At 56.9% G+C, this 18,613-nt stretch carries 15 protein-coding genes; 9 read left to right on the top strand and 6 right to left on the bottom strand.

The window, feature by feature from the left end:
* Both KUO20_RS15550 and KUO20_RS15545 read left to right on the top strand, forming a co-directional pair.
* On the top strand, window positions 1-2,325 hold the full coding sequence (locus KUO20_RS15550; protein WP_235040724.1) for an FdhF/YdeP family oxidoreductase: 2,325 nt from the start codon (window positions 1-3) through the stop codon (window positions 2,323-2,325).
* 16 nt (window positions 2,326-2,341) lie between these two features.
* Window positions 2,342-2,638 (top strand): MarR family transcriptional regulator, encoded by a 297-nt coding sequence (locus KUO20_RS15545; protein WP_235040723.1) that lies wholly within the window; start codon window positions 2,342-2,344, stop codon window positions 2,636-2,638.
* Between the two features lie 27 nt (window positions 2,639-2,665).
* Here KUO20_RS15545 and dxs read toward each other — a convergent pair whose 3' ends face one another.
* The 3 genes from dxs to KUO20_RS15530 are packed head-to-tail and all read right to left on the bottom strand — an operon-like array spanning window position 2,666 to window position 5,822.
* Window positions 2,666-4,588: a 1-deoxy-D-xylulose-5-phosphate synthase gene (gene dxs / locus KUO20_RS15540; RefSeq protein WP_235040722.1), complete on the bottom strand. Its 1,923-nt coding sequence runs from the start codon at window positions 4,586-4,588 to the stop codon at window positions 2,666-2,668.
* A gap of 17 nt (window positions 4,589-4,605) precedes the next feature.
* Window positions 4,606-5,514: a farnesyl diphosphate synthase gene (locus KUO20_RS15535; RefSeq protein WP_235040721.1), complete on the bottom strand. Its 909-nt coding sequence runs from the start codon at window positions 5,512-5,514 to the stop codon at window positions 4,606-4,608.
* Window positions 5,508-5,822, bottom strand: coding sequence for an exodeoxyribonuclease VII small subunit (locus KUO20_RS15530; RefSeq protein ID WP_235040720.1), 315 nt, complete (start codon window positions 5,820-5,822; stop codon window positions 5,508-5,510). The genes KUO20_RS15535 and KUO20_RS15530 overlap by 7 nt, the downstream gene beginning before the upstream one ends.
* A gap of 236 nt (window positions 5,823-6,058) precedes the next feature.
* Here KUO20_RS15530 and serA point away from each other — a divergent pair, with 236 nt between their 5' ends.
* Entirely contained in the window at window positions 6,059-7,303 is a 1,245-nt protein-coding gene (gene serA, locus KUO20_RS15525) for a phosphoglycerate dehydrogenase (RefSeq protein WP_235040719.1), read from the top strand.
* Window positions 7,304-7,392: 89 nt separating this feature from the next.
* On the opposite strand, the gene KUO20_RS15520 is transcribed toward serA, so the two are convergent.
* Window positions 7,393-8,082, bottom strand: coding sequence for a pirin family protein (locus KUO20_RS15520; protein WP_235040718.1), 690 nt, complete (start codon window positions 8,080-8,082; stop codon window positions 7,393-7,395).
* Window positions 8,083-8,311: 229 nt separating this feature from the next.
* On the opposite strand from KUO20_RS15520, the gene trhO reads away from it, so the two are divergent.
* The 6 genes from trhO (at window position 8,312) to hglS (ending at window position 15,911) form a co-directional block, all read left to right on the top strand.
* Window positions 8,312-9,286: an oxygen-dependent tRNA uridine(34) hydroxylase TrhO gene (gene trhO / locus KUO20_RS15515; protein WP_235040717.1), complete on the top strand. Its 975-nt coding sequence runs from the start codon at window positions 8,312-8,314 to the stop codon at window positions 9,284-9,286.
* Window positions 9,287-9,462: 176 nt separating this feature from the next.
* Entirely contained in the window at window positions 9,463-10,188 is a 726-nt protein-coding gene (locus KUO20_RS15510) for an enoyl-CoA hydratase (protein WP_422823153.1), read from the top strand.
* Between the two features lie 216 nt (window positions 10,189-10,404).
* Window positions 10,405-11,226: an IclR family transcriptional regulator gene (locus tag KUO20_RS15505; RefSeq protein ID WP_235040715.1), complete on the top strand. Its 822-nt coding sequence runs from the start codon at window positions 10,405-10,407 to the stop codon at window positions 11,224-11,226.
* A 46-nt stretch (window positions 11,227-11,272) separates the two neighbouring features.
* Window positions 11,273-11,704, top strand: coding sequence for a YqaA family protein (locus KUO20_RS15500; RefSeq protein ID WP_235040714.1), 432 nt, complete (start codon window positions 11,273-11,275; stop codon window positions 11,702-11,704).
* Between the two features lie 136 nt (window positions 11,705-11,840).
* Window positions 11,841-14,255: a mechanosensitive channel protein gene (gene ybiO / locus KUO20_RS15495; protein WP_235040713.1), complete on the top strand. Its 2,415-nt coding sequence runs from the start codon at window positions 11,841-11,843 to the stop codon at window positions 14,253-14,255.
* A 294-nt stretch (window positions 14,256-14,549) separates the two neighbouring features.
* Window positions 14,550-15,911, top strand: a complete 1,362-nt coding sequence (gene hglS / locus KUO20_RS15490; RefSeq protein WP_235040712.1) for a 2-oxoadipate dioxygenase/decarboxylase HglS — start codon at window positions 14,550-14,552, stop codon at window positions 15,909-15,911.
* Between the two features lie 61 nt (window positions 15,912-15,972).
* On the opposite strand, the gene KUO20_RS15485 is transcribed toward hglS, so the two are convergent.
* Window positions 15,973-16,887: a LysR substrate-binding domain-containing protein gene (locus KUO20_RS15485; RefSeq protein ID WP_235040711.1), complete on the bottom strand. Its 915-nt coding sequence runs from the start codon at window positions 16,885-16,887 to the stop codon at window positions 15,973-15,975.
* 137 nt (window positions 16,888-17,024) lie between these two features.
* On the bottom strand, window positions 17,025-18,581 hold the full coding sequence (locus KUO20_RS15480; RefSeq protein ID WP_235040710.1) for a BCCT family transporter: 1,557 nt from the start codon (window positions 18,579-18,581) through the stop codon (window positions 17,025-17,027).
* Window positions 18,582-18,613: the final 32 nt, after the last annotated feature.

The raw sequence follows: 18,613 nt of genomic DNA, 5'->3' as shown, positions 1-18,613 counted from the left end.
ATGTCCTCGCCGAATCCGGATGCCCCAAAAAGCTCTAAGGTACACGATCCCAAGGTTTTTGAGTATCACAACCCGGCCGGGGGCTGGGGTGCGCTCAAGGCCGTAGGCAAGCATTTACTGCATAGCCGCTCTGTGGCTGCCAATGCACGGGCGCTATTTAAGCTTAATCAGCCCGATGGGTTTGACTGCCCCGGCTGCGCCTGGGGTGACCCTGAGCACGGCTCTTCATTCGAGTTCTGCGAGAACGGCGTAAAAGCAGTGACGTGGGAGTCCACTTCCAAGCGAGTCACGCGAGATTTCTTTGCCAAGCACACCGTTAGCGAACTCAAAACCTGGGATGACTATCGCCTGGAAGATCAGGGGCGGCTAGTCGAACCAATGCGCTACAACGCCGAAACCGATCACTACGAGCCGGTTGCCTGGGACGCGGCGCTCGACCTGATGGCCGCTGAACTTAAGGCGCTGCCCACGCCCAATGACGCTATCTTCTATACCTCCGGCAAGGCGGGCAATGAGTCGGCATACGTGTTTCAGCTGCTGGCGCGGCTCTATGGCACCAACAACCTGCCGGACTGTTCCAATATGTGCCATGAGGCGAGCGGCGTGGCCCTTGGCGCGGCGCTGGGCACTGGCAAAGGCAGCGTGCGGCTGGAGGATTTCGAGCAGGCCGAGGCGATTTTTGTATTTGGCCAGAACCCCGGCACCAACCACCCGCGTATGCTGGGTACGCTACGTGAAGCCGCCGAGCGTGGCGCTACTATTGTTAGTGTCAATCCGCTGCGCGAGCGGGGGCTTGAGAAGTTTGCCGACCCGCAAAAGCCGCTTGAAATGCTGCATAACGGCAGCCATGCGATCAGCTCACATTACTTTTGCCCTAAACTGGGCGGCGATATGGCCGTTTTGCGCGGCATGGCGAAAGCGCTGTTTGAGCGAGATGCCGCCGGCGAAGCCGTGCTGGACCATCAGTTTATCGCTGAACACACCGTTGAGCTTGACGCCTATCGAAGCGAAGTAGAGGCCACTGCCTGGGAGACGATTGAGGCTCAGGCAGGATTAAGTCGAGCGGAAATCGAGCAGGCCGCGATGCTGTATGCCCGCTCCAAAGCCACTATCATCTGCTGGGCGATGGGCATTACGCAGCACGTGCACTCGGTACCCACCGTTCGCGAAATTGTTAACCTGCTGCTGCTCTGCGGCAACCTGGGTAAGCCCGGCGCGGGCACCTCGCCGGTACGCGGACATTCCAATGTGCAGGGTGATCGCACGATGGGTATTTTCGAAAAACCCTCGGATGCACTGCTAGATGCCCTGGAAAGCCGTTACCAAAGGCCCATGCCAAGAGCGTTCGGCGTTGATTCCGTGGCCGCTGTTCAGACCATGCGCGATCAGCCGGGCAAGGTGTTTATCGGCCTAGCCGGTAATTTCACCCGCGCTATTTCCGACAGCCGAGTGACCGAAGCGGCGATGGCTCAATGCCGCCTAACGGCGTTTATTAGCACCAAGCTCAACCGCAGCCATTTAGTGACGGGTAAAGACGCGCTGATTCTGCCCTGCCTGGGGCGCACCGAGGTCGATCGCAGCGCAGCAGGCAAGCCGCAGCTGATTACCGTAGAAGACTCAATGAGCATGGTGCACGGATCGGCGGGCATTAACCGCCCGGTGGATAGCACGCTACCCTCTGAAATCACCATACTGACCGGCCTGGCCGAGCGCTTGCTGGGTAACGACGTGGTTGACTGGGCCGCCATGCGTGACGACTACGACGTGATCCGTGATCATATCGAGGCCGTCATTCCCGGCTTTGATAATTTTAATGAGCGCGTGCGCGAACCGCGCGGTTTTTGGCTGATGAATCCGGCCTTTGAGCTGCGCTTTCCTACCCAGAGCGGCAAGGCCGAGTTTTCTGATGACAGGCTGCCAGAGCAGGTAATGCATCAGCAGATGACGGGCCGAGAAGGCGGCTGGCTAACCCTGCAAACCATGCGCTCCCACGATCAGTACAACACCACGATATACGGCTATAACGATCGCTATCGCGGCATTGAAAACGGCCGCCAGGTGATTTTCCTGAATACGAAGGATATTGATCGGCTGGGCTTTAAGGCAGGCCAGTGGGTTGATTTGATTGGCGAATCGGGCGATGGCATTACCCGCCGGGTGGATGGCTTTAAAGTCGTTGCCTACGCGACGCCCGAAGGCTGTGCCGCCGCTTACTACCCTGAAACTAACCCGCTGATCCCGCTGGATCATAAAGGCGATCAAAGCCATACCCCAGCCTCCAAGTCGATTGCTATTCGCTTGGAAGCCAGCGCGCGGATTGTCTGAGTAAGTGTCTGAGCCAATGCCTGAACCAACGGAGGATCAGCATCTGCAGCGCGCACTCGCCGCGCTGCAGGCCGCTTATCCGGAACTCGACACCCTGGCCGCGCTAGTGCTGCTGGCGGTTGATGCGTCGCCGCCCTCTGACAAGGGTGTTTCCAGCGCGCTATTAGCGAGACGTTTGGATATTGAGCATGCGCTTATCCGCCGCGCCTGCGCCACGCTTGAAGAGGCGGGCTGGGTTCACACCCAGCCCGCCGGTGGGGCAAGCTCGGCGCTGCGGGTACTGTTGATTAAACCGCTTTTCGAGATGGATTAAGATTGCGGCTTAAGCGCCTAGCATTCGCTACGGCAGCCGCCGGCGAATGGCGGCTTCAATGCCCTCAGCGTCCAGGCCGCAGTCGCGCAGCAGCTGGTCGGGCGTGCCGTGCTCGATGAAGGTATCCGGTAGGCCGAGATTTAATATCTCTATCTGAACGCCTTCGGCATGCAGCAGCTCGTTAACCGCGCTGCCTGCACCGCCAGCCACAACGTTCTCTTCCAACGTGACCAGCAGTTCGTGTTCATCGGCGGCGTGAAGCACGGCATCGCGATCCAACGGTTTAATGGAGCGCATATTGATGTGCGTCGCATTTAAGCGCTCGGCAATCTCGGCAGCAGGGCCGTTTAAGCTGCCAAAGGCGAGCAGCGCGATGCGCACGCCGTCGTTAGAAGACTGGCGGCGGATCTGCGCTTTGCCAATCGCTAAAGGCTCAAGGTGGGCGGGAGTATCGACGCCCGGGCCGGTGCCACGCGGGTAGCGCACGGCAGCAGGGCCAGGGTGGTAATAAGCAGCGCTGAGCATGGCGCGACACTCGGCTTCATCGGCAGGGGCGAGAATTACCATGCCCGGCACGCAGCGTAAGAAGGAAAGATCCATGCTGCCGTGATGCGTGGGGCCGTCTTCGCCTACCAGGCCCGCTCTATCAATCGCGAAGGTGACGTCCAGGTTTTGCACCGCCACATCGTGAATTAACTGATCATAGCCGCGCTGCAGAAAGGTCGAGTAAATGGCAACGACGGGCTTCATGCCTTCGCAGGCCATGCCCGCCGCTAACGTTACGGCGTGCTGCTCGGCGATCGCGACATCGAAATAGCGCTCCGGGTACTGCTTAGAGAAGCGAATTAAGTCGGAGCCTTCACGCATCGCGGGGGTGATCCCTAGCAGGCGCGAATCGTGTGCAGCCATATCGCAAAGCCAATCGCCGAACACGTTGCAGTACTTTTTCTTAACGGCGCTTTTAACGTCAGGTTTTTTAACCGTCGGGGCGTTGGCGATAGCGCTGGGCTTTTCGAGCTTAGTAATCGCGTGATAGCCAATCTGATCCGCTTCTGCTGGTAAGAAACCTTTTCCTTTCACCGTTTTGATATGCAGAAACTGCGGCCCGTCAAGCTCACGCAGGTTTTCAAGCGTCTCGGTGAGCGCGCCCAAATCGTGGCCATCGATGGGGCCTACGTAGTTAAAGCCCATCTCTTCAAACAGCGTGGCGGGGCTGACCATGCCTTTCATGTGCTCTTCGGTGCGCCGAGCAAGTTCTAGCGCGCCGGGCAGGTGTGAAAGAACTTTCTTGCTCTCTTCGCGAATCTTGAGATAGGGCTTGCTGGAGAGTACCCGGGCGAGATAGGTGGCCATGCCGCCAACGTTCTCGGAAATCGACATTTCGTTGTCGTTGAGCACCACGAGCAGATTGGCATTGACGTGGCCGGCATGGGCAAGGCCTTCAAACGCCATGCCTGCGGTCAGCGCACCGTCGCCAATAATGGCGCAAACGCGCCGCTGACTGCCCTGCGCTTTGGCGGCCAAGGCCATGCCGAGCGCCGCTGAAATGGAGGTGCTGGAATGCCCCACGCCGAAGGTGTCGTACTCGGATTCGGCACGGTTTGGGAAGGCCGCTAAGCCGCCGTGTTGGCGAATGCTTAGCATCGTCTCACGACGACCGGTAAGGATTTTGTGCGGGTAGGCCTGATGGCCAACGTCCCACACTAAACGGTCGTCCGGCGTATGAAAGGCGCGGTGCAGCGCAACGCTGAGTTCGACAACGCCAAGCCCTGCGCCAAAGTGGCCACCAGATACGCCTACGCTATACAGCAAATAGGCGCGCAGCTCGTCGGCCAGCTGGGCGAGCTGGTGCGAATTCATGGCCCGCAGAGCAGCGGGATGATCAAAAGAGTCGAGCAGCGGCGTTGCCGGGCGCTCACGGGGAATCTCGTCGAACAGCTTCATGGGCATGTTTTCATAGACATTGTTTAGTGGTCGCGCTCGATCATATAGTGAGCAAGATCGGCCAGCGGTGCAGCACGCTCACCCAGTGGGGTAAGCGCGGCAATGGCCTCGTCGATCAGGCTTTGTGCTTTACGCTGTGCGCCCTCTAAACCCAGCAGGCTGGGATAGGTGGGCTTGGCACGCGCGGCATCGGCGCCTGACGTTTTACCTAGGGTAGCGGTGTCGCCGGTCACGTCCAGTATGTCGTCGTGAATCTGGAAGGCTAAACCAATGGCGGCGGCGTAGCGAGTCAGGGCGTTTAAACGCGGGTCGTCTTCCGCCACCGCTACAAGGCCGCCTAAGCGCACGGCGGCAACGATCAGGGCGCCGGTTTTATGGGCGTGCATGTGGGCCAGCGCATCGACATCCGGATGACCACCGACCGCGTCCAGATCCAGCGCTTGGCCTGCCACCATGCCATCGCGCCCCGAGGCGCAGGCAAGCGTATATATCAAATTACCTAGCCGTGGATGCGCCGTGCTGGCCAGTACTTCAAAGGCCAGCGCCTGCAGCGCATCTCCGGCTAGAATCGCGGTCGCCTCATCGAAGGCTTTATGCACGGTAGGCTGGCCGCGACGCAGATCGTCGTCGTCCATGGCGGGCAGGTCGTCATGAATCAGCGAGTAGGCGTGAATCAGCTCAATCGCTGCGGCAGGGGCGTCCAGCGCGTCGTCTTCTGCGCCCACCGCGTGGCCCGCCATATACACCAGCAGTGGGCGCAGGCGTTTACCGCCGGCTAGCAGGCCATGGCGCATGGCGGCCTCAAGCCGGGGCGCGACCGCTGGGCGATTATCAAGCTTTCTATAATCAAACAGCGCCGCTAGGGTCGCATCTACGCGGGCAGTGCTAGTAAGGCGCAGGGCGGCAAGCTGGCTAGACTGCGTGGCTACCATGGGGGCATCTCCTTGCTGTCTTCCTCGGCCTCGCCCTTGGGAACGTCCTTGAGATCGGGCTTAGCATCGTCAGGGCCGGCAAAGGGTGTCACGTTTAAGCGTCCTTCGCTGTCTTCACTGAGTGCCCGCACTTTAAGCTCAGCGGTATCCAGGCGCTGCTGAGCATCGCGGGTTAATCGCACGCCCTGCTCAAATGCCGTCAGCGCATTTTCCAATGAGAGCTCGCCTGACTCTAGGCGTTCGACGATGGTTTCAAGTTGCTCAACCGTCGCGGCAAAATCCTGCGGAGATGATGTGGTGTCGCTCATTGGGGTGCCTGCAAACCGATATTTTAAATATAAGCACACAGTATACACCGACGCCTGGGGGGGACGTCTGCCTTTCCACATACGCTTAAGGCAACGACTTGCGACAGATTCATCGTTAGCCCGCACACTTTTCATCATCTTGAATCGGTCTGAATGGGGCGGGCTGTGCTAGGATATGGGCCTCCCGTGAACCGATACACGGCGCATGCCGCCGCCCATTAGAGGTTGATTCAGCCATGGCCAAAACGTCCCTGGACAAGAGCAAGATCAAGATCCTGCTACTCGAGGGCGTCCACCAAAGCGCGGTGGACAATTTTCACTCATCAGGTTACGCCAGCATTGAGCACCTGCCGACGTCGCTGGATGAAGATGCGCTGATCGAAAAGATCCGCGATGTGCACTTCATCGGTATTCGCTCGCGGACGCAGCTGACTGAGCGCGTTTTCGAAGCGGCAGAGAAGCTGGTGGGCGTTGGCTGTTTCTGTATAGGCACCAACCAGGTCGATTTGACGGCGGCGCTGACGCGTGGCATCGCGGTGTTCAATGCCCCGTACTCTAATACGCGCTCCGTGGCTGAGCTGGTGCTGGCAGAATCGATTATGCTGCTGCGCGGCATTCCTGAGAAAAACGCTCGTGCCCATCAGGGCGGCTGGCTGAAATCAGCGAAAAATTCCCATGAAGCCCGCGGTAAAACGCTGGGTATTGTTGGCTACGGCAGCATCGGCGCGCAGCTCTCTGTGCTGGCCGAGTCGCTGGGCTTTAACGTTATTTTTTACGACGTCATTGCTAAGCTGGGCATGGGTAATGCCAGCCAAGTGGGCAGCCTTGAAGAGCTGTTAGGGCGTGCGGATGTGGTCAGCCTTCACGTGCCTGATCTTGCTTCAACCCGCTGGATGATCGGCGCGAAAGAGATTGCGGCCATGAAACAAGGCGCAATTTTGATCAATGCTGCACGCGGCAGCGTGGTGGAAATCGAACCGCTGGCGGATGCGATTAAAGCGGGCAAGCTAAACGGTGCGGCGATTGATGTCTTCCCAGTGGAGCCGAAAGGTAACAACGAGGAGTTTCAGAGCCCGCTGCGTGGCCTAGAAAACGTGATTTTGACGCCGCACGTGGGTGGTTCAACCCTGGAAGCTCAGGAGAACATCGGCATTGAAGTGTCAGAAAAACTGATTACGTATTCTGATAACGGCACTACCGTGACCTCAGTTAACTTCCCTGAAGTGGCGCTGCCTGCGCATCCAGACAAGCATCGCCTGCTGCATATTCATGACAACGTACCGGGCGTGCTGTCGCAGATTAACCGTGTGTTGTCTGAAAATGGCATCAATATCTCCGGCCAGTATCTGCAGACCAATGAGAAAGTCGGCTATGTGGTCATCGATGTTGATAAAGCCTACGGCCCTCAAGCGCTTGAAGCGTTGAAGCAGGTAGACCACACGCTGAAAATTCGTGCGCTCTACTCGGCGCATAACAGCTAACGCTTAGCGGTAAAAGCCACAGCAAAAAAACGGCGCCTCTTTTGAGGCGCCGTTTTAGTTGGTGCAGGCTATTAAGCCAGGTCAAACCGCTAAGCCAAATCAAACAGCAGCACTTCGCCCGCTTCCTTGCCGGTAAGGGTAATTGCCTCTTCCGGCTGAAAAGCGGCTGCGTCGCCTGCGCCGAGCGTTTCACCGTTAATCGCCATAGTGCCGTTAACAACATGCAGCCAGGCATGGCGAGTGGTTGGCGTAGTCGCGCTCTCACCTGCCGCGAACAGCCCTGCATAAAGGTTAACGTCTTGATTGACGCTGACGGAGCCTTCGCGGCCCTCTTGAGAGGCCACTAGGCGCCACTTTCCTTGCCGCTCAGCCGTCGGGAAGGCTTTCTGCTCGTAGCTGGGGGCAATGCCTAGCTGTTTGGGCTCAATCCATATCTGCAGAAAATGCAGGTCGGCCTGCTGAGAATGGTTAAACTCGCTGTGCTGCACGCCGGTGCCTGCCGACATACGCTGCACGTCGCCCGGGCGCATGACCTCACCGTTGCCCATATTGTCTTTGTGCTCCATTTCCCCTTCCAGCACGTAGGAGATAATCTCCATGTCCCGGTGGGAGTGAGCGCCAAAGCCATTGCCGCCCGTCACGCGGTCTTCATTGATAACGCGCAGGGCGCGAAACCCCATGTGCTTTGGATCGACGTAGTTGGCGAAGGAAAAGGTATGGTAAGAACGTAGCCAGCCGTGGTCAGCGTAGCCGCGTTCATTAGCTCGACGAATAATCATGAAGTACTCCCTGACGTGCGTGGGGTGGAATAGGCCCAATATACGCCTCGTTAGAACGGCGTGGGGTGAAGGTTTCAGTACGATCTCGTCGAATAAATCGATGGATTGAGATCACCGTTTGACCCCCGGCGAAGGCATCCAAGATTCAAGCGCGCGACGCTTTGGGGTAGAATGAGCGCGATTATTCACCCGGTCCGCCCTTTGCGAGGGCGACTACCAGGAGCTTCACATGTCAGTAGCCACCACAATCTCCAGCACTCCTTCCAGCCCCGTGCCGCCCACCGTGGTCGCGGCGCTGTATAAATTTGTCACTTTGAACGACTTTGAAGCGCTGCGTGACCCGCTGCACCAAACAATGCTGGATAACGGTGTCACGGGTACCTTGCTGCTCGCTAAAGAAGGCATTAACGGCACGGTTGCAGGCAGTCGCGCTGGCATTGATGCGCTGCTTAGCTGGCTGACCGCCGACTCGCGCCTGGCTGATATTGATCATAAAGAGTCTTACTGCGATGCAACGCCGTTCTATCGCACTAAGGTGAAGCTCAAAAAAGAGATCGTGACGCTCGGCGTGCCGGATATTGACCCCAACGACACCGTCGGTACCTACGTTGAGCCGGAAGACTGGAACGCCGTGATTGCCGACCCAGAAGTGCTGGTGATCGATACGCGCAACGACTATGAAGTGGCCATCGGCAGCTTTGAGCGCGCGATAGACCCAAAAACTACGACCTTTCGGGAATTCCCTGAGTACGTGCGCGAGCACTACGACCCTGAAAAGCATAAAAAAGTGGCCATGTTCTGCACCGGCGGCATTCGCTGCGAAAAAGCCTCGAGCTTTATGCTTAAAGAGGGCTTTGAAGAGGTTTATCACTTAAAGGGCGGCGTGCTGAACTACCTGGAGAAGGTCCCGGAAGCGCAGTCGCTGTGGCGCGGCGAGTGCTTTGTGTTCGATAACCGCGTCACGGTACGCCACGATTTAAGCAAAGGTGAGTTTGAGCAGTGCCACGCCTGCCGTATGCCGATCTCGGCCAACGATATGCAGTCCTCCGCCTTTGAGCCCGGCATTAGCTGCCCCCACTGTATTGATTCGCTGCCCGAGAAAACCCGCGCCGCTGCGCGCGAACGCCAGCGCCAGATTGAGCTTGCCAAGTCTCGTGGCGAGCCCCATCCCTTAGGGCGCGACACGCGCAAAATGAAGAAGTAGCGATCAATGCGCGCACCTTGTGCGCTAGACTGATGGGCCATGTGTTACTCAAATTGGAGTTCATCATGCCCATCATCTCTAACGGCTCGTCTTCTCAAGGGGCCTCTTCTGAAGAACCATCTTCAATCGCCCCCATCCTGCAACGCAGCGACCATCAAGGTGTTACAACGCTAACCATGCGCGCTCCTGAGCGTTTTAATGCGCTCTCTGAAGCTATGCTACAAGCCTTTCAGCAGGCGTTAGCCGAGATTGCCGACGATAGCCGCGTGCGCTGCGTCGTGATCGCCGCAGAGGGCAAGGCCTTTTGCGCCGGGCATGATTTAAAGCAGATGCGCGCCAACCCCACTAAAGCTTACTACCAGGCGTTGTTTACCCGCTGTAGCGAGGTAATGCAGGCCATTGTTAACCTGCCGGTGCCGGTGATTGCTAAGGTTCAGGGTATTGCCACGGCCGCTGGCTGCCAACTGGTGGCGAGCTGCGATTTAGCGGTAGCCGCGCGCAGTGCCCGGTTTGCCGTGTCGGGCATTAATGTAGGGCTATTTTGCTCTACGCCCGCCGTGGCACTGTCGCGCAACGTGGCGCGTAAACGTGCCATGGAAATGCTGCTCACCGGCGAGTTTATCAGCGCCGAGCAGGCCGCCGAGTGGGGGTTGATTAATCGTGTGGCCGACGATGATGCGCTGGATGAGGCTGTAGCGACGCTGACCGCAAGCATCTGTGCTAAAAGCGCCGTGGCGGTGCGTACCGGCAAAGCGATGTTTGCTCGCCAGCTTGCCATACCGCTTGACGAGGCTTACGCCTTTGCCGGTGAAACGATGGCCTGCAATATGCTGGCCGAGGACGTAGGCGAAGGTATTGATGCGTTTATTGGCAAGCGACCACCGCAATGGCGGCATTGTTAACGTGACGCTACTGCTTTAGTGGAATTCGTTTCCGTAAACGCGACAGCGGTCGCTTTGGCACGTTATCCTGATGCTCTGATTATGTTTAGAAATAGTATGTTTAGAAATAGTATTTTCAGGAACGGTATTGTCAGAAATGCTGTTTCCAGGGACGGCGTCTTCAGGAAAGGCGCTTTTAAGATCGTTTTTTAAAAGAGCCTTTTAGGAGAGAGCCCGGTGAGTGAAGCCAAACGCAGGACGGTCGGTCGTCCGGCGAGTACCGCCAAAGCCAGCGGGGGCCATAGCCAGTCACTGGTACGTGGCCTAACGCTGATGGAGCATCTCGCGGCCAGCCCGCTAGGCTTAGCGCTGTCAGAAGTGGCAGAGATGGCTGAGCTTGCGCCCTCAACGACCCATCGGCTGCTGCAGGCGCTACAAAGCCAAGGCTTTGTGACGCAAGAAAATGAGCAAGGTCTGTGGCGGATCGATGTCAAAACCTTCCGTATCGGCAACAGCTTTCTGGAAGCGCGCGACGTAGTGGCGACCAGTCGCCCATTTCTGCGTCGGCTAACGACCGAAACGGCCGAAACGGCTAACGTGGGCATTCGCGATGGGGCAACGGCGGTATTTCTTGCTCAGCACGAGTCGCCTCAGATGATGCGCATGATTACCCGCCTGGGCTCCCGCGCGCCGCTGCACGCCTCCGGTGTGGGTAAAGCGCTACTGGCGTGGATGCCCGATGATGAGCGCCTGCAGCTGCTGGAACAAGGCGAGCTTGCACGAGTGACGACGAATACGCTCTATCAGCCCGACACGCTGCAAGCCGAGATGGCGAAAATTCGCGCGCAGGGCTTTGCCTGTGATCGTGAGGAGCATGCCATTGGCCTGCACTGCGTGGCTGCCTGTGTGTTTGATGAGCACGGCAGGCCAATGGCGGCAATATCGGTTTCAGGCCCGATGGCAAGGATTCCCGAAGCTCGATTGCTAACCCTGGGTGATCTTGTTCGTCAAACCGCCGATGAAATTACCCAGCAGCTGGGCGGGCAAGTGCCGCGCTAGCGTAGGCCGACAGGGGCTATGGTTTTGCAATAATGTTTTTAAAGCAATGCTAAGTTTGTTTCTAGTCGCCTTGGTAAGCGCCACCTTATTACCCGGTGGGTCTGAAGTGTGGCTAGCACGGCTCTGGTGCGTGGGTGAGCCTACGCTTGCTCTGTGGTTCGTGGCCACGGCGGGCAATACGCTCGGCAGCATGATCAACGTTGCGATGGGGCGCTATGCACGCCGGTTTCAGGACCGCCGCTGGTTTCCGGCATCGCCACGCAGCTTGGCACGCGCCGAGGGTTGGTACCACCGTTTTGGCGAAGTGAGTCTGCTGATGTCATGGGCGCCGATTGTCGGTGATCCGCTCACCGTGCTCGCCGGTGTATTTCGGCTGCCCTGGTGGCGGGCGTTAGCGTGGATTGTGGTTGCCAAGGGCGCTCGCTACGCACTGGTGCTGCTCTTGGCGAATCAATGGCTGGCACCGCTATGTCAGTGAAACACCTTGTTAATCAAGTCGTGTTACCCTGTACAGCTTTATAACTGGCTTAGTTGTCAGTGTCGGCAATATTGGCTGCGTAACACCCTGCAGCCGCTAGATTGAAAAGAATACTCACCCAAAGGGAGGTTAAGGTGTGAAGCCACTTCGTATATTACCCTGGCTAGGTGTCTGGCTGCTGGCAATGATTGCCTTAATGGCCACGCCAGCAATGGCGCAGAGCACGCCCAGCGAATCGGCCAATGCCGATAGTTCAGCCTCATCTGCTCAGGCAGAGCCTACCTCCTACGAGGCGTTGGCCGGTCTGTTAGAAGATGAGTCTTCGCGACAAGAATTGATTGAAATGTTGCGCAATCAAGCTTCAGCGCTGCCCGAAAGCGTTGCTTCTGAACTGTCGCCCGAGGCCGCTGCCCAGGGCAGCGAGCTGGCGCCGGAAGATGTATCCCTGCCGCGCCAGTTAGCCGAGCTCACCAGCCAAATAGTGAGCGATGTGGGGGGCCAGTTTGAGCAAGTAGTGAGCATCTTAGGAGACCTATTCACGGGGCAAGAGGCCGATAGCGTCTTTGATTTGGCTGCTTTCACCAGTGCAGCGATCAACCTGGGCATCGTGATTGTCGCGACATTTGCGATGTTTATGATTTTTCGGCGCCTAGCCAAGCCGCTGTTTACCAAGCTCAGCAGCTGGTCGCTCAATGGCAGCAACTTAACCCCCGTCTTGCGCTTGATTGGCTGCGTGTTGATTGCCGCGCTCATTGATGTGCTGCTCGTTGCCCTTGCCTATGTGGGCGGTAATTTATTAGCCACCTTTGCGGTGGGTGAAACCGGTGAGCTTTCTACTCGCGCATCGCTGTTTTTAAATGCTTTCTTAATTATCGAACTGCTTAAAGCCGCTGTGCGGATGCTGTTCTCTTCACGCTATGAAGGGCTGCGCCTGCTGCCTATTTCGGCCCAGGAAGCGTCCTACTGGAACCGTTGGTTGGCACGTTTGATTGGCATGGTTGGTTACGGCCTTATGGTTGTGGTGCCGTTGGTTAACTTCTATCTGGCCCTATCGCTTGGTCAGGTAGTGGGTACGCTGATCATGCTAATGGCGTTCATTTACGCCGTCGGCTTTGTGCTTAAAAACCGTGTTCGCGTGCGAAATAATCTTAACGCAGCCGCCTCAAGAACCACGATGACGGCCAGCCGTGTGTCTCTGCAGCTATTTGCACGCACCTGGCATCTGTTTGCTCTGTTTTATTTCCTGATGGTGTTTGTACTGACGCTCATTCGCCCTGGCGATGCGCTGCCGTTTGTTATGTACGCAACGCTGAAGACGTTAGCAGCGGTTGTGATCGGGCTATTGGTGTCAACTTTCTTGACGCAGACGATTGGCCGGCGCATCACGCTGTCAGACGACCTGCGTCGTAAGCTACCGCTGCTTGAAACGCGCCTAAATAGCTATGTGCCTAATGCCCTGCGCGTGCTGCGCACGATCATTTTGGTCGTGGTCATCATGCTGGTGCTGAATGCCTGGGGTGCCTTTAATTTAGCCGCCTGGTACGCCTCTGAGCGCGGCGCGAACTTAGTCGGCAACCTAACCGGCGTTGCCGTTATCTTGGTTGTTTCACTCGCTGTTTGGCTGTGTTTGGCAAGCTTGATTGAGCACAAGCTCAACCCGGAAACGGGTATGGGTGAGCCTTCTGCACGGGCGAAAACGCTGCTCAGCCTGTTCCGCAATGCGCTGGCCATTGCCATGGTGACCATTACCGGCATGATTGTGCTGTCGGAAATTGGCATCAATATTGGCCCGCTGATTGCAGGTGCCGGTGTGCTTGGTTTAGCGATTGGTTTCGGCGCCCAGAAGCTCGTTCAAGACGTGATTACGGGCGTGTTTATTCAGATCGAAAACGCGATGAATACCGGCGATGTCGTCACCGTGGGTGGCATTACCGGTACCGCTGAAAAGCTCAGCATCCGCTCTGTGGGCATCCGTGACCTTTCGGGCACGTATCACATTGTGCCGTTTTCAAGCGTCGATACTGTCTCCAACTATATGCGTGAGTTTGGTAATCACGTTGGCGAGTACGGTATTGCTTACCGTGAAAGCATTGACGGCGCCATTGAGCAGCTCAAGCTTGCGTTTGAAGATCTCAAAGCCAGCGAAGAGCATAGCCATAAGCTGTTGGCCGATATGACGGTGGCAGGCGTAATCGCCTTGGCAGATAGCTCCGTGAACATCCGCGTGGTGATTAAAACCACGCCGGGCGATCAGTGGGGCGTTGGCCGTGCCTACAACCGTTTGGTCAAGCTGCGCTTTGATGAGGCTGGTATCGAGATTCCGTTCCCGCATACGACGCTCTACTTCGGGCAAGATAAAACCGGCTCTGCACCGCCCGCGAACTTACGGGTTATGCAGCAAGCCTTTACGATTGATGGTAGCCCCGCTGGGCAGCCTAAAACCGGTGATCTCTCCACGTCGGATGATCGGTTTGACCCTCGCAGCCGTCAATCAGCCTCCGAAACATTTGAGCATGAAAAGCCTGACCATGATGATGTGGATGAAACCTAATCCGTTGTCATCTTAAACCTCAGTGAGGCCGCCTACGGGCGGCCTCACTGCGTTGCGTGCGCTATTCATTTCTTTTCTGCGCGTGTTTGCTTCAAACGTTTCAACGAAAGTCACTTAATTCGCCATGCATTCCAATTTGGCATGCATTGAGCGTTTTTTTTCGTTTGTGATCTACCGTTTGAATTTGCTTTGATAGGGGCATTAACTCTCAATGACAGAATAAGCAACGGCGATGATTTTCTCTGCATGCCTGCGCTGCTGTCACTCTCGCAATACGTTATCAAGAGCCGTGAAATGACTCAGACCCCTTTTTTAGCCACCAATGACGTGCGCGACCGTTTCTCCACTGCCATGTCGGAGATGTACCAAACGGAAGTGCCCCAGTACGGCACGCTGTTGGAGCTGGTGGAGCAGGTTAACCAGGAGACGCTAAGCCAGCAGCCTGAGCTGCGCCGCCGCTTGGAAGCCCAGGGAGAACTGGCGCGACTGAGCGTAGAGCGCCACGGGGCAATTCGCGTAGGTTCCGCCGATGAATTATCCATGCTGCGCCGCCTATTTGCGGTGATGGGCATGTACCCGGTTGGCTATTACGATTTGTCAGAGGCAGGCGTGCCGGTGCACTCGACGGCTTTTCGTCCTATCGAAGATGAGGCTCTGGCGTGTAATCCTTTCCGCGTGTTTACGTCGCTGCTGCGCCTAGAGCTTATCGAGAGCGAGACGCTGCGTCAGCGTGCTGAGGAGATCCTCGCAAAGCGGGATATTTTCACCGCCAAGGCGCGCGAGCTGATTGAATGCTTTGAAACCCAGGGTGGGTTGACCTCTGACGAGGCAGACCAGTTCGTTAAAGAGGCCCTGGAAACCTTCCGCTGGCACCAGGATGCCACGGTAGACCTAGACACCTATCAGGCGCTGAGCGCTGAACACCGCCTGATTGCCGATGTAGTGTGTTTTCGTGGCCCGCACATCAACCATTTAACCCCGCGTACCCTGGATATTGACGAAGCTCAGCGCCGCATGCCGAGCGTTGGCATGAATCCTAAGGCCGTGATCGAAGGTCCGCCGCGCCGTGAAAACCCTATCTTACTTCGCCAAACGAGTTTTAAAGCGTTAGAAGAATCCATTCGCTTTGCCGGTGATGCCCAGGGTACGCATACCGCACGATTTGGCGAGATCGAGCAGCGAGGCATGGCGCTCACGCCTAAAGGCCGGGCGCTTTACGATCAGCTGTTAAATGAAGGCCGTAAGCAGACCGCAGGGCTCGATAACGATGCCCACCAAGCGGTGATGGATAAAGTATTTACCGCGCTACCTGACAGTGATGAAGCGATGCGCCGCGAAGGGCTCGCCTACTTCCACTATCACCTCACCGATGCCGGAAAAGCCGCGACAGGCAATACCAATAGCGATATGGATGCCCTGATAGCACAAGGATTGGTAGAGGCGCAGCCCATTACCTATGAAGACTTTTTGCCGGTCAGCGCGGCGGGTATTTTTCAGTCTAATTTGGGCGGCGGCGCCAACGATGCCTATGCTGGCAACGCCAATCGAGAGGCGTTTGAAGAAGCATTAGGTGTGCCGGTGACGGATGAGCTGGCGCTTTATGCCGAGCGGGAGCAGGCCTCTCAGCAGCGCATATTGGCAGCGCTAGCGGGCTAATTCACTCTTCCTTGATGATGTGACACCCCTCGGGCTGCATTAAACGTGCGGCCTGAGTTGTTTATAGACGACTCTCAATGGCTGTGGTCACAGCCGCACTCGCCGTCAAGTGCTCGACAAAACGGCGAACTTTAGCAAGCTCGCCTAAATGCTCGGGATAGACCAAGTAATACGCGCTTTCACTATGCAAACGATGCGGCCAGGCCAGCATAAGCCGGTTGGCGGCCAGCTCTTCGTCTACGACAAAGTGTGGAACCAGCGCGACGCCGCCGCCGGCCATGGCGGTGCGTACCAGCATGGGAAAGGTTTCAAAGCGGGTGCCGTGATAGCTGCGATCAGTCGCAATCTCCTGGCCCGCAAACCAGTGGTGCCAGGCATCAGGGCGAGTGGAAAGGTGCAGTAGCGGCAGTTGAGCTAAGTCTTTGGCGGCCTCAACGGGGTGCTGAGCCAGCAGAGTAGGGGCGGCAACGGCGACCATCTCTTCATCCACCAGTTTATGGCAGGCAAGATTAGGCCAACTGCCGTGACCGTAAAACAGCGCGATATCGATATCTTGCTGCTCTAGATCAAAGTCCTCCACGCGGTCATGAAACTCCAGACTAATACCCGGATTCGCGGCTAAAAAGGCCGGCAGTTTGTCGGCTAGCCAGCGGCTGCCAAAGCTTGGCAGCGTGGCGACTTTGAGTACCTCACTATTGCCGCTGTAGGTCATGATGGTATGGGTCGACATCTCAAGCTGGGCAAGCAATTTGCGTACGTCGCTCAGAAAAATAGCGCCTTCTGGCGTGAGTAGAAGGCTGCGTCTAACCCGTCGAAACAGCTTATGTTGCAAGATCGACTCAAGATGCGCGACCTGCTTGCTGACCGCGCTTTGCGTCAGGCTCAGCTCATCGGCTGCCCGGGTAAAGCTCATATGACGCGCCGCGGCTTCAAAACACTGCATGGCGGCGGTTGAAGGAAGATTGCGTGATGCCAAGCGAGGAGCTCCTGATAACCTGTCAATCGCCCCGGTGACTAGCACCGGGGCGGTGTAAGGGGTTAATCATAGCTCATGAAGCGAGCGGAAAATTAATTGCCAAACGCCACTGCCATTATTAGCAGCGGCGGATGTGATTAACGGTCAATAATCCCCTGCTCACGCGCCATGGCATACGCCGCCTGCGGGCCATTCCAGAGTGAGGGCAGCAAAATCAACGACACCGGAATCGCGGTTATGACGATAAACTGCTGCAGCGCGCCAATTTGACCTGCGCCCATATGTAGCAAAACGGCGGCCATCAGCGCCATGGCGATGCCCCAGAACGCACGCATTGCTGAGCTTGGGTCGTCATGGCCTGCACCGACGACTGCAATGGCGTAGCTCATTGAATCGCCTGTCGTTGCGACAAAAATGGTGGTCAGAAGCAGAATCGCCAGAGCCATCCAGGTGCCGCCGGGCAGTGCCTGGGCAACTGTTAGTGTGGCAACGTCAAACTGGAAGTTCGTCAGCGCATCGGTTAAATCGATCACGCCGTTTAGCTGGTAATAAATGCCCGAACCGCCCAGCAGGGTAAACCACACGGTGGTCGCAATCGGTGCAAGAATCGCCACGGCAACGATCATTTCGCGAATGCTGCGGCCGCGTGAAATGCGCGCCACAAAAATCGCCATCAGCGGCGCATAGCCGATAAACCAGGAAAAGAAGAAGACGGTCCACCACTGCATCCACCACGCCGGCGCGGTTTCTGAGGTCATCGTCGCCATCGTGAAGAATTCGCTAATATAGGTGCCCATGCCGGAAACATAGCTATTCACTAAAAATAGCGTCGGGCCAAAGACAATAATCACCGCACCGATAGCCAGCGCCAGAATCACATTAAAGCGGCTAAGAATTTGAATGCCTTTATGGACACCGCTCATCGCAGAAAGCACATAGACGGTGCCAAGCACGGCAAGAATGATTAGCTGACCGGTATAGCCCTCGGGCAGGCCGAATAGCTCGTGCAGTCCATAGCTGACCTGGGTGGCTAGAAAGCCAATCGGGCCCACGGTGCCTGCCACTAAGGCGATCACGCAGCAAGCGTCGACTATGCCGCCGAGGGGGCCGCGCATTAGCCGCTCGCCCAGAATGGGATAAAGCAGCGTACGCGGCTGAAGCGGCTGGCCTTTCACGTAATGGGCATGGGCCAATACAACGGCGGTTAGAGAACCCAACACCGCCCAGGCCATAAAGCCCCAATGCATAAACGATTGAGCCAATGCACCGGTAACGGCTTCGGGCGTGCCTGCTTCGCTATCAAAGGCGGGAGGCGTCACTACAAAGTGATACACCGGCTCACCAGCCGCAAAAAATACGCCGCCGCCTGCGAGTAGCGTACACAGAATAATTGAGAGCCACTTAAAGGTGCTCATTTCCGGTGTGTCTAGGTTGCCGATTTTAGCTTTGGCGGCCGGGGTCATGGCCAAGCCAATCGCAATAAAGAACGTCAGCAGTAGCAGCAGTTGAAAGTAGCTACCTAAGACCAGTGCAGTCCATGCAAAGCCTGCGCTTATGCTGTTGGCAACTAGGTCAACGTCGTAAAGCGACAGCGCCAAAAAGGCGATGATAAAGCCGACGCTGAGAATCAGTACAATAGGATCGCCGAGAGGAGACCGCTTGGCGCCCTCAGCGTTAGGGCCAGGGTTGTTCATGTTTTAACTACCTTTATGGGGGCCGGGAGGCG

The sequence above is a fragment of the Vreelandella profundi genome (genome assembly GCF_019722725.1).
Taxonomy (GTDB): Bacteria; Pseudomonadota; Gammaproteobacteria; order Pseudomonadales; family Halomonadaceae; genus Vreelandella; species Vreelandella profundi.
The sequence above is the reverse complement of the archived record's forward strand: the minus strand, read 5'-3'. Positions and strand labels throughout refer to the sequence as shown.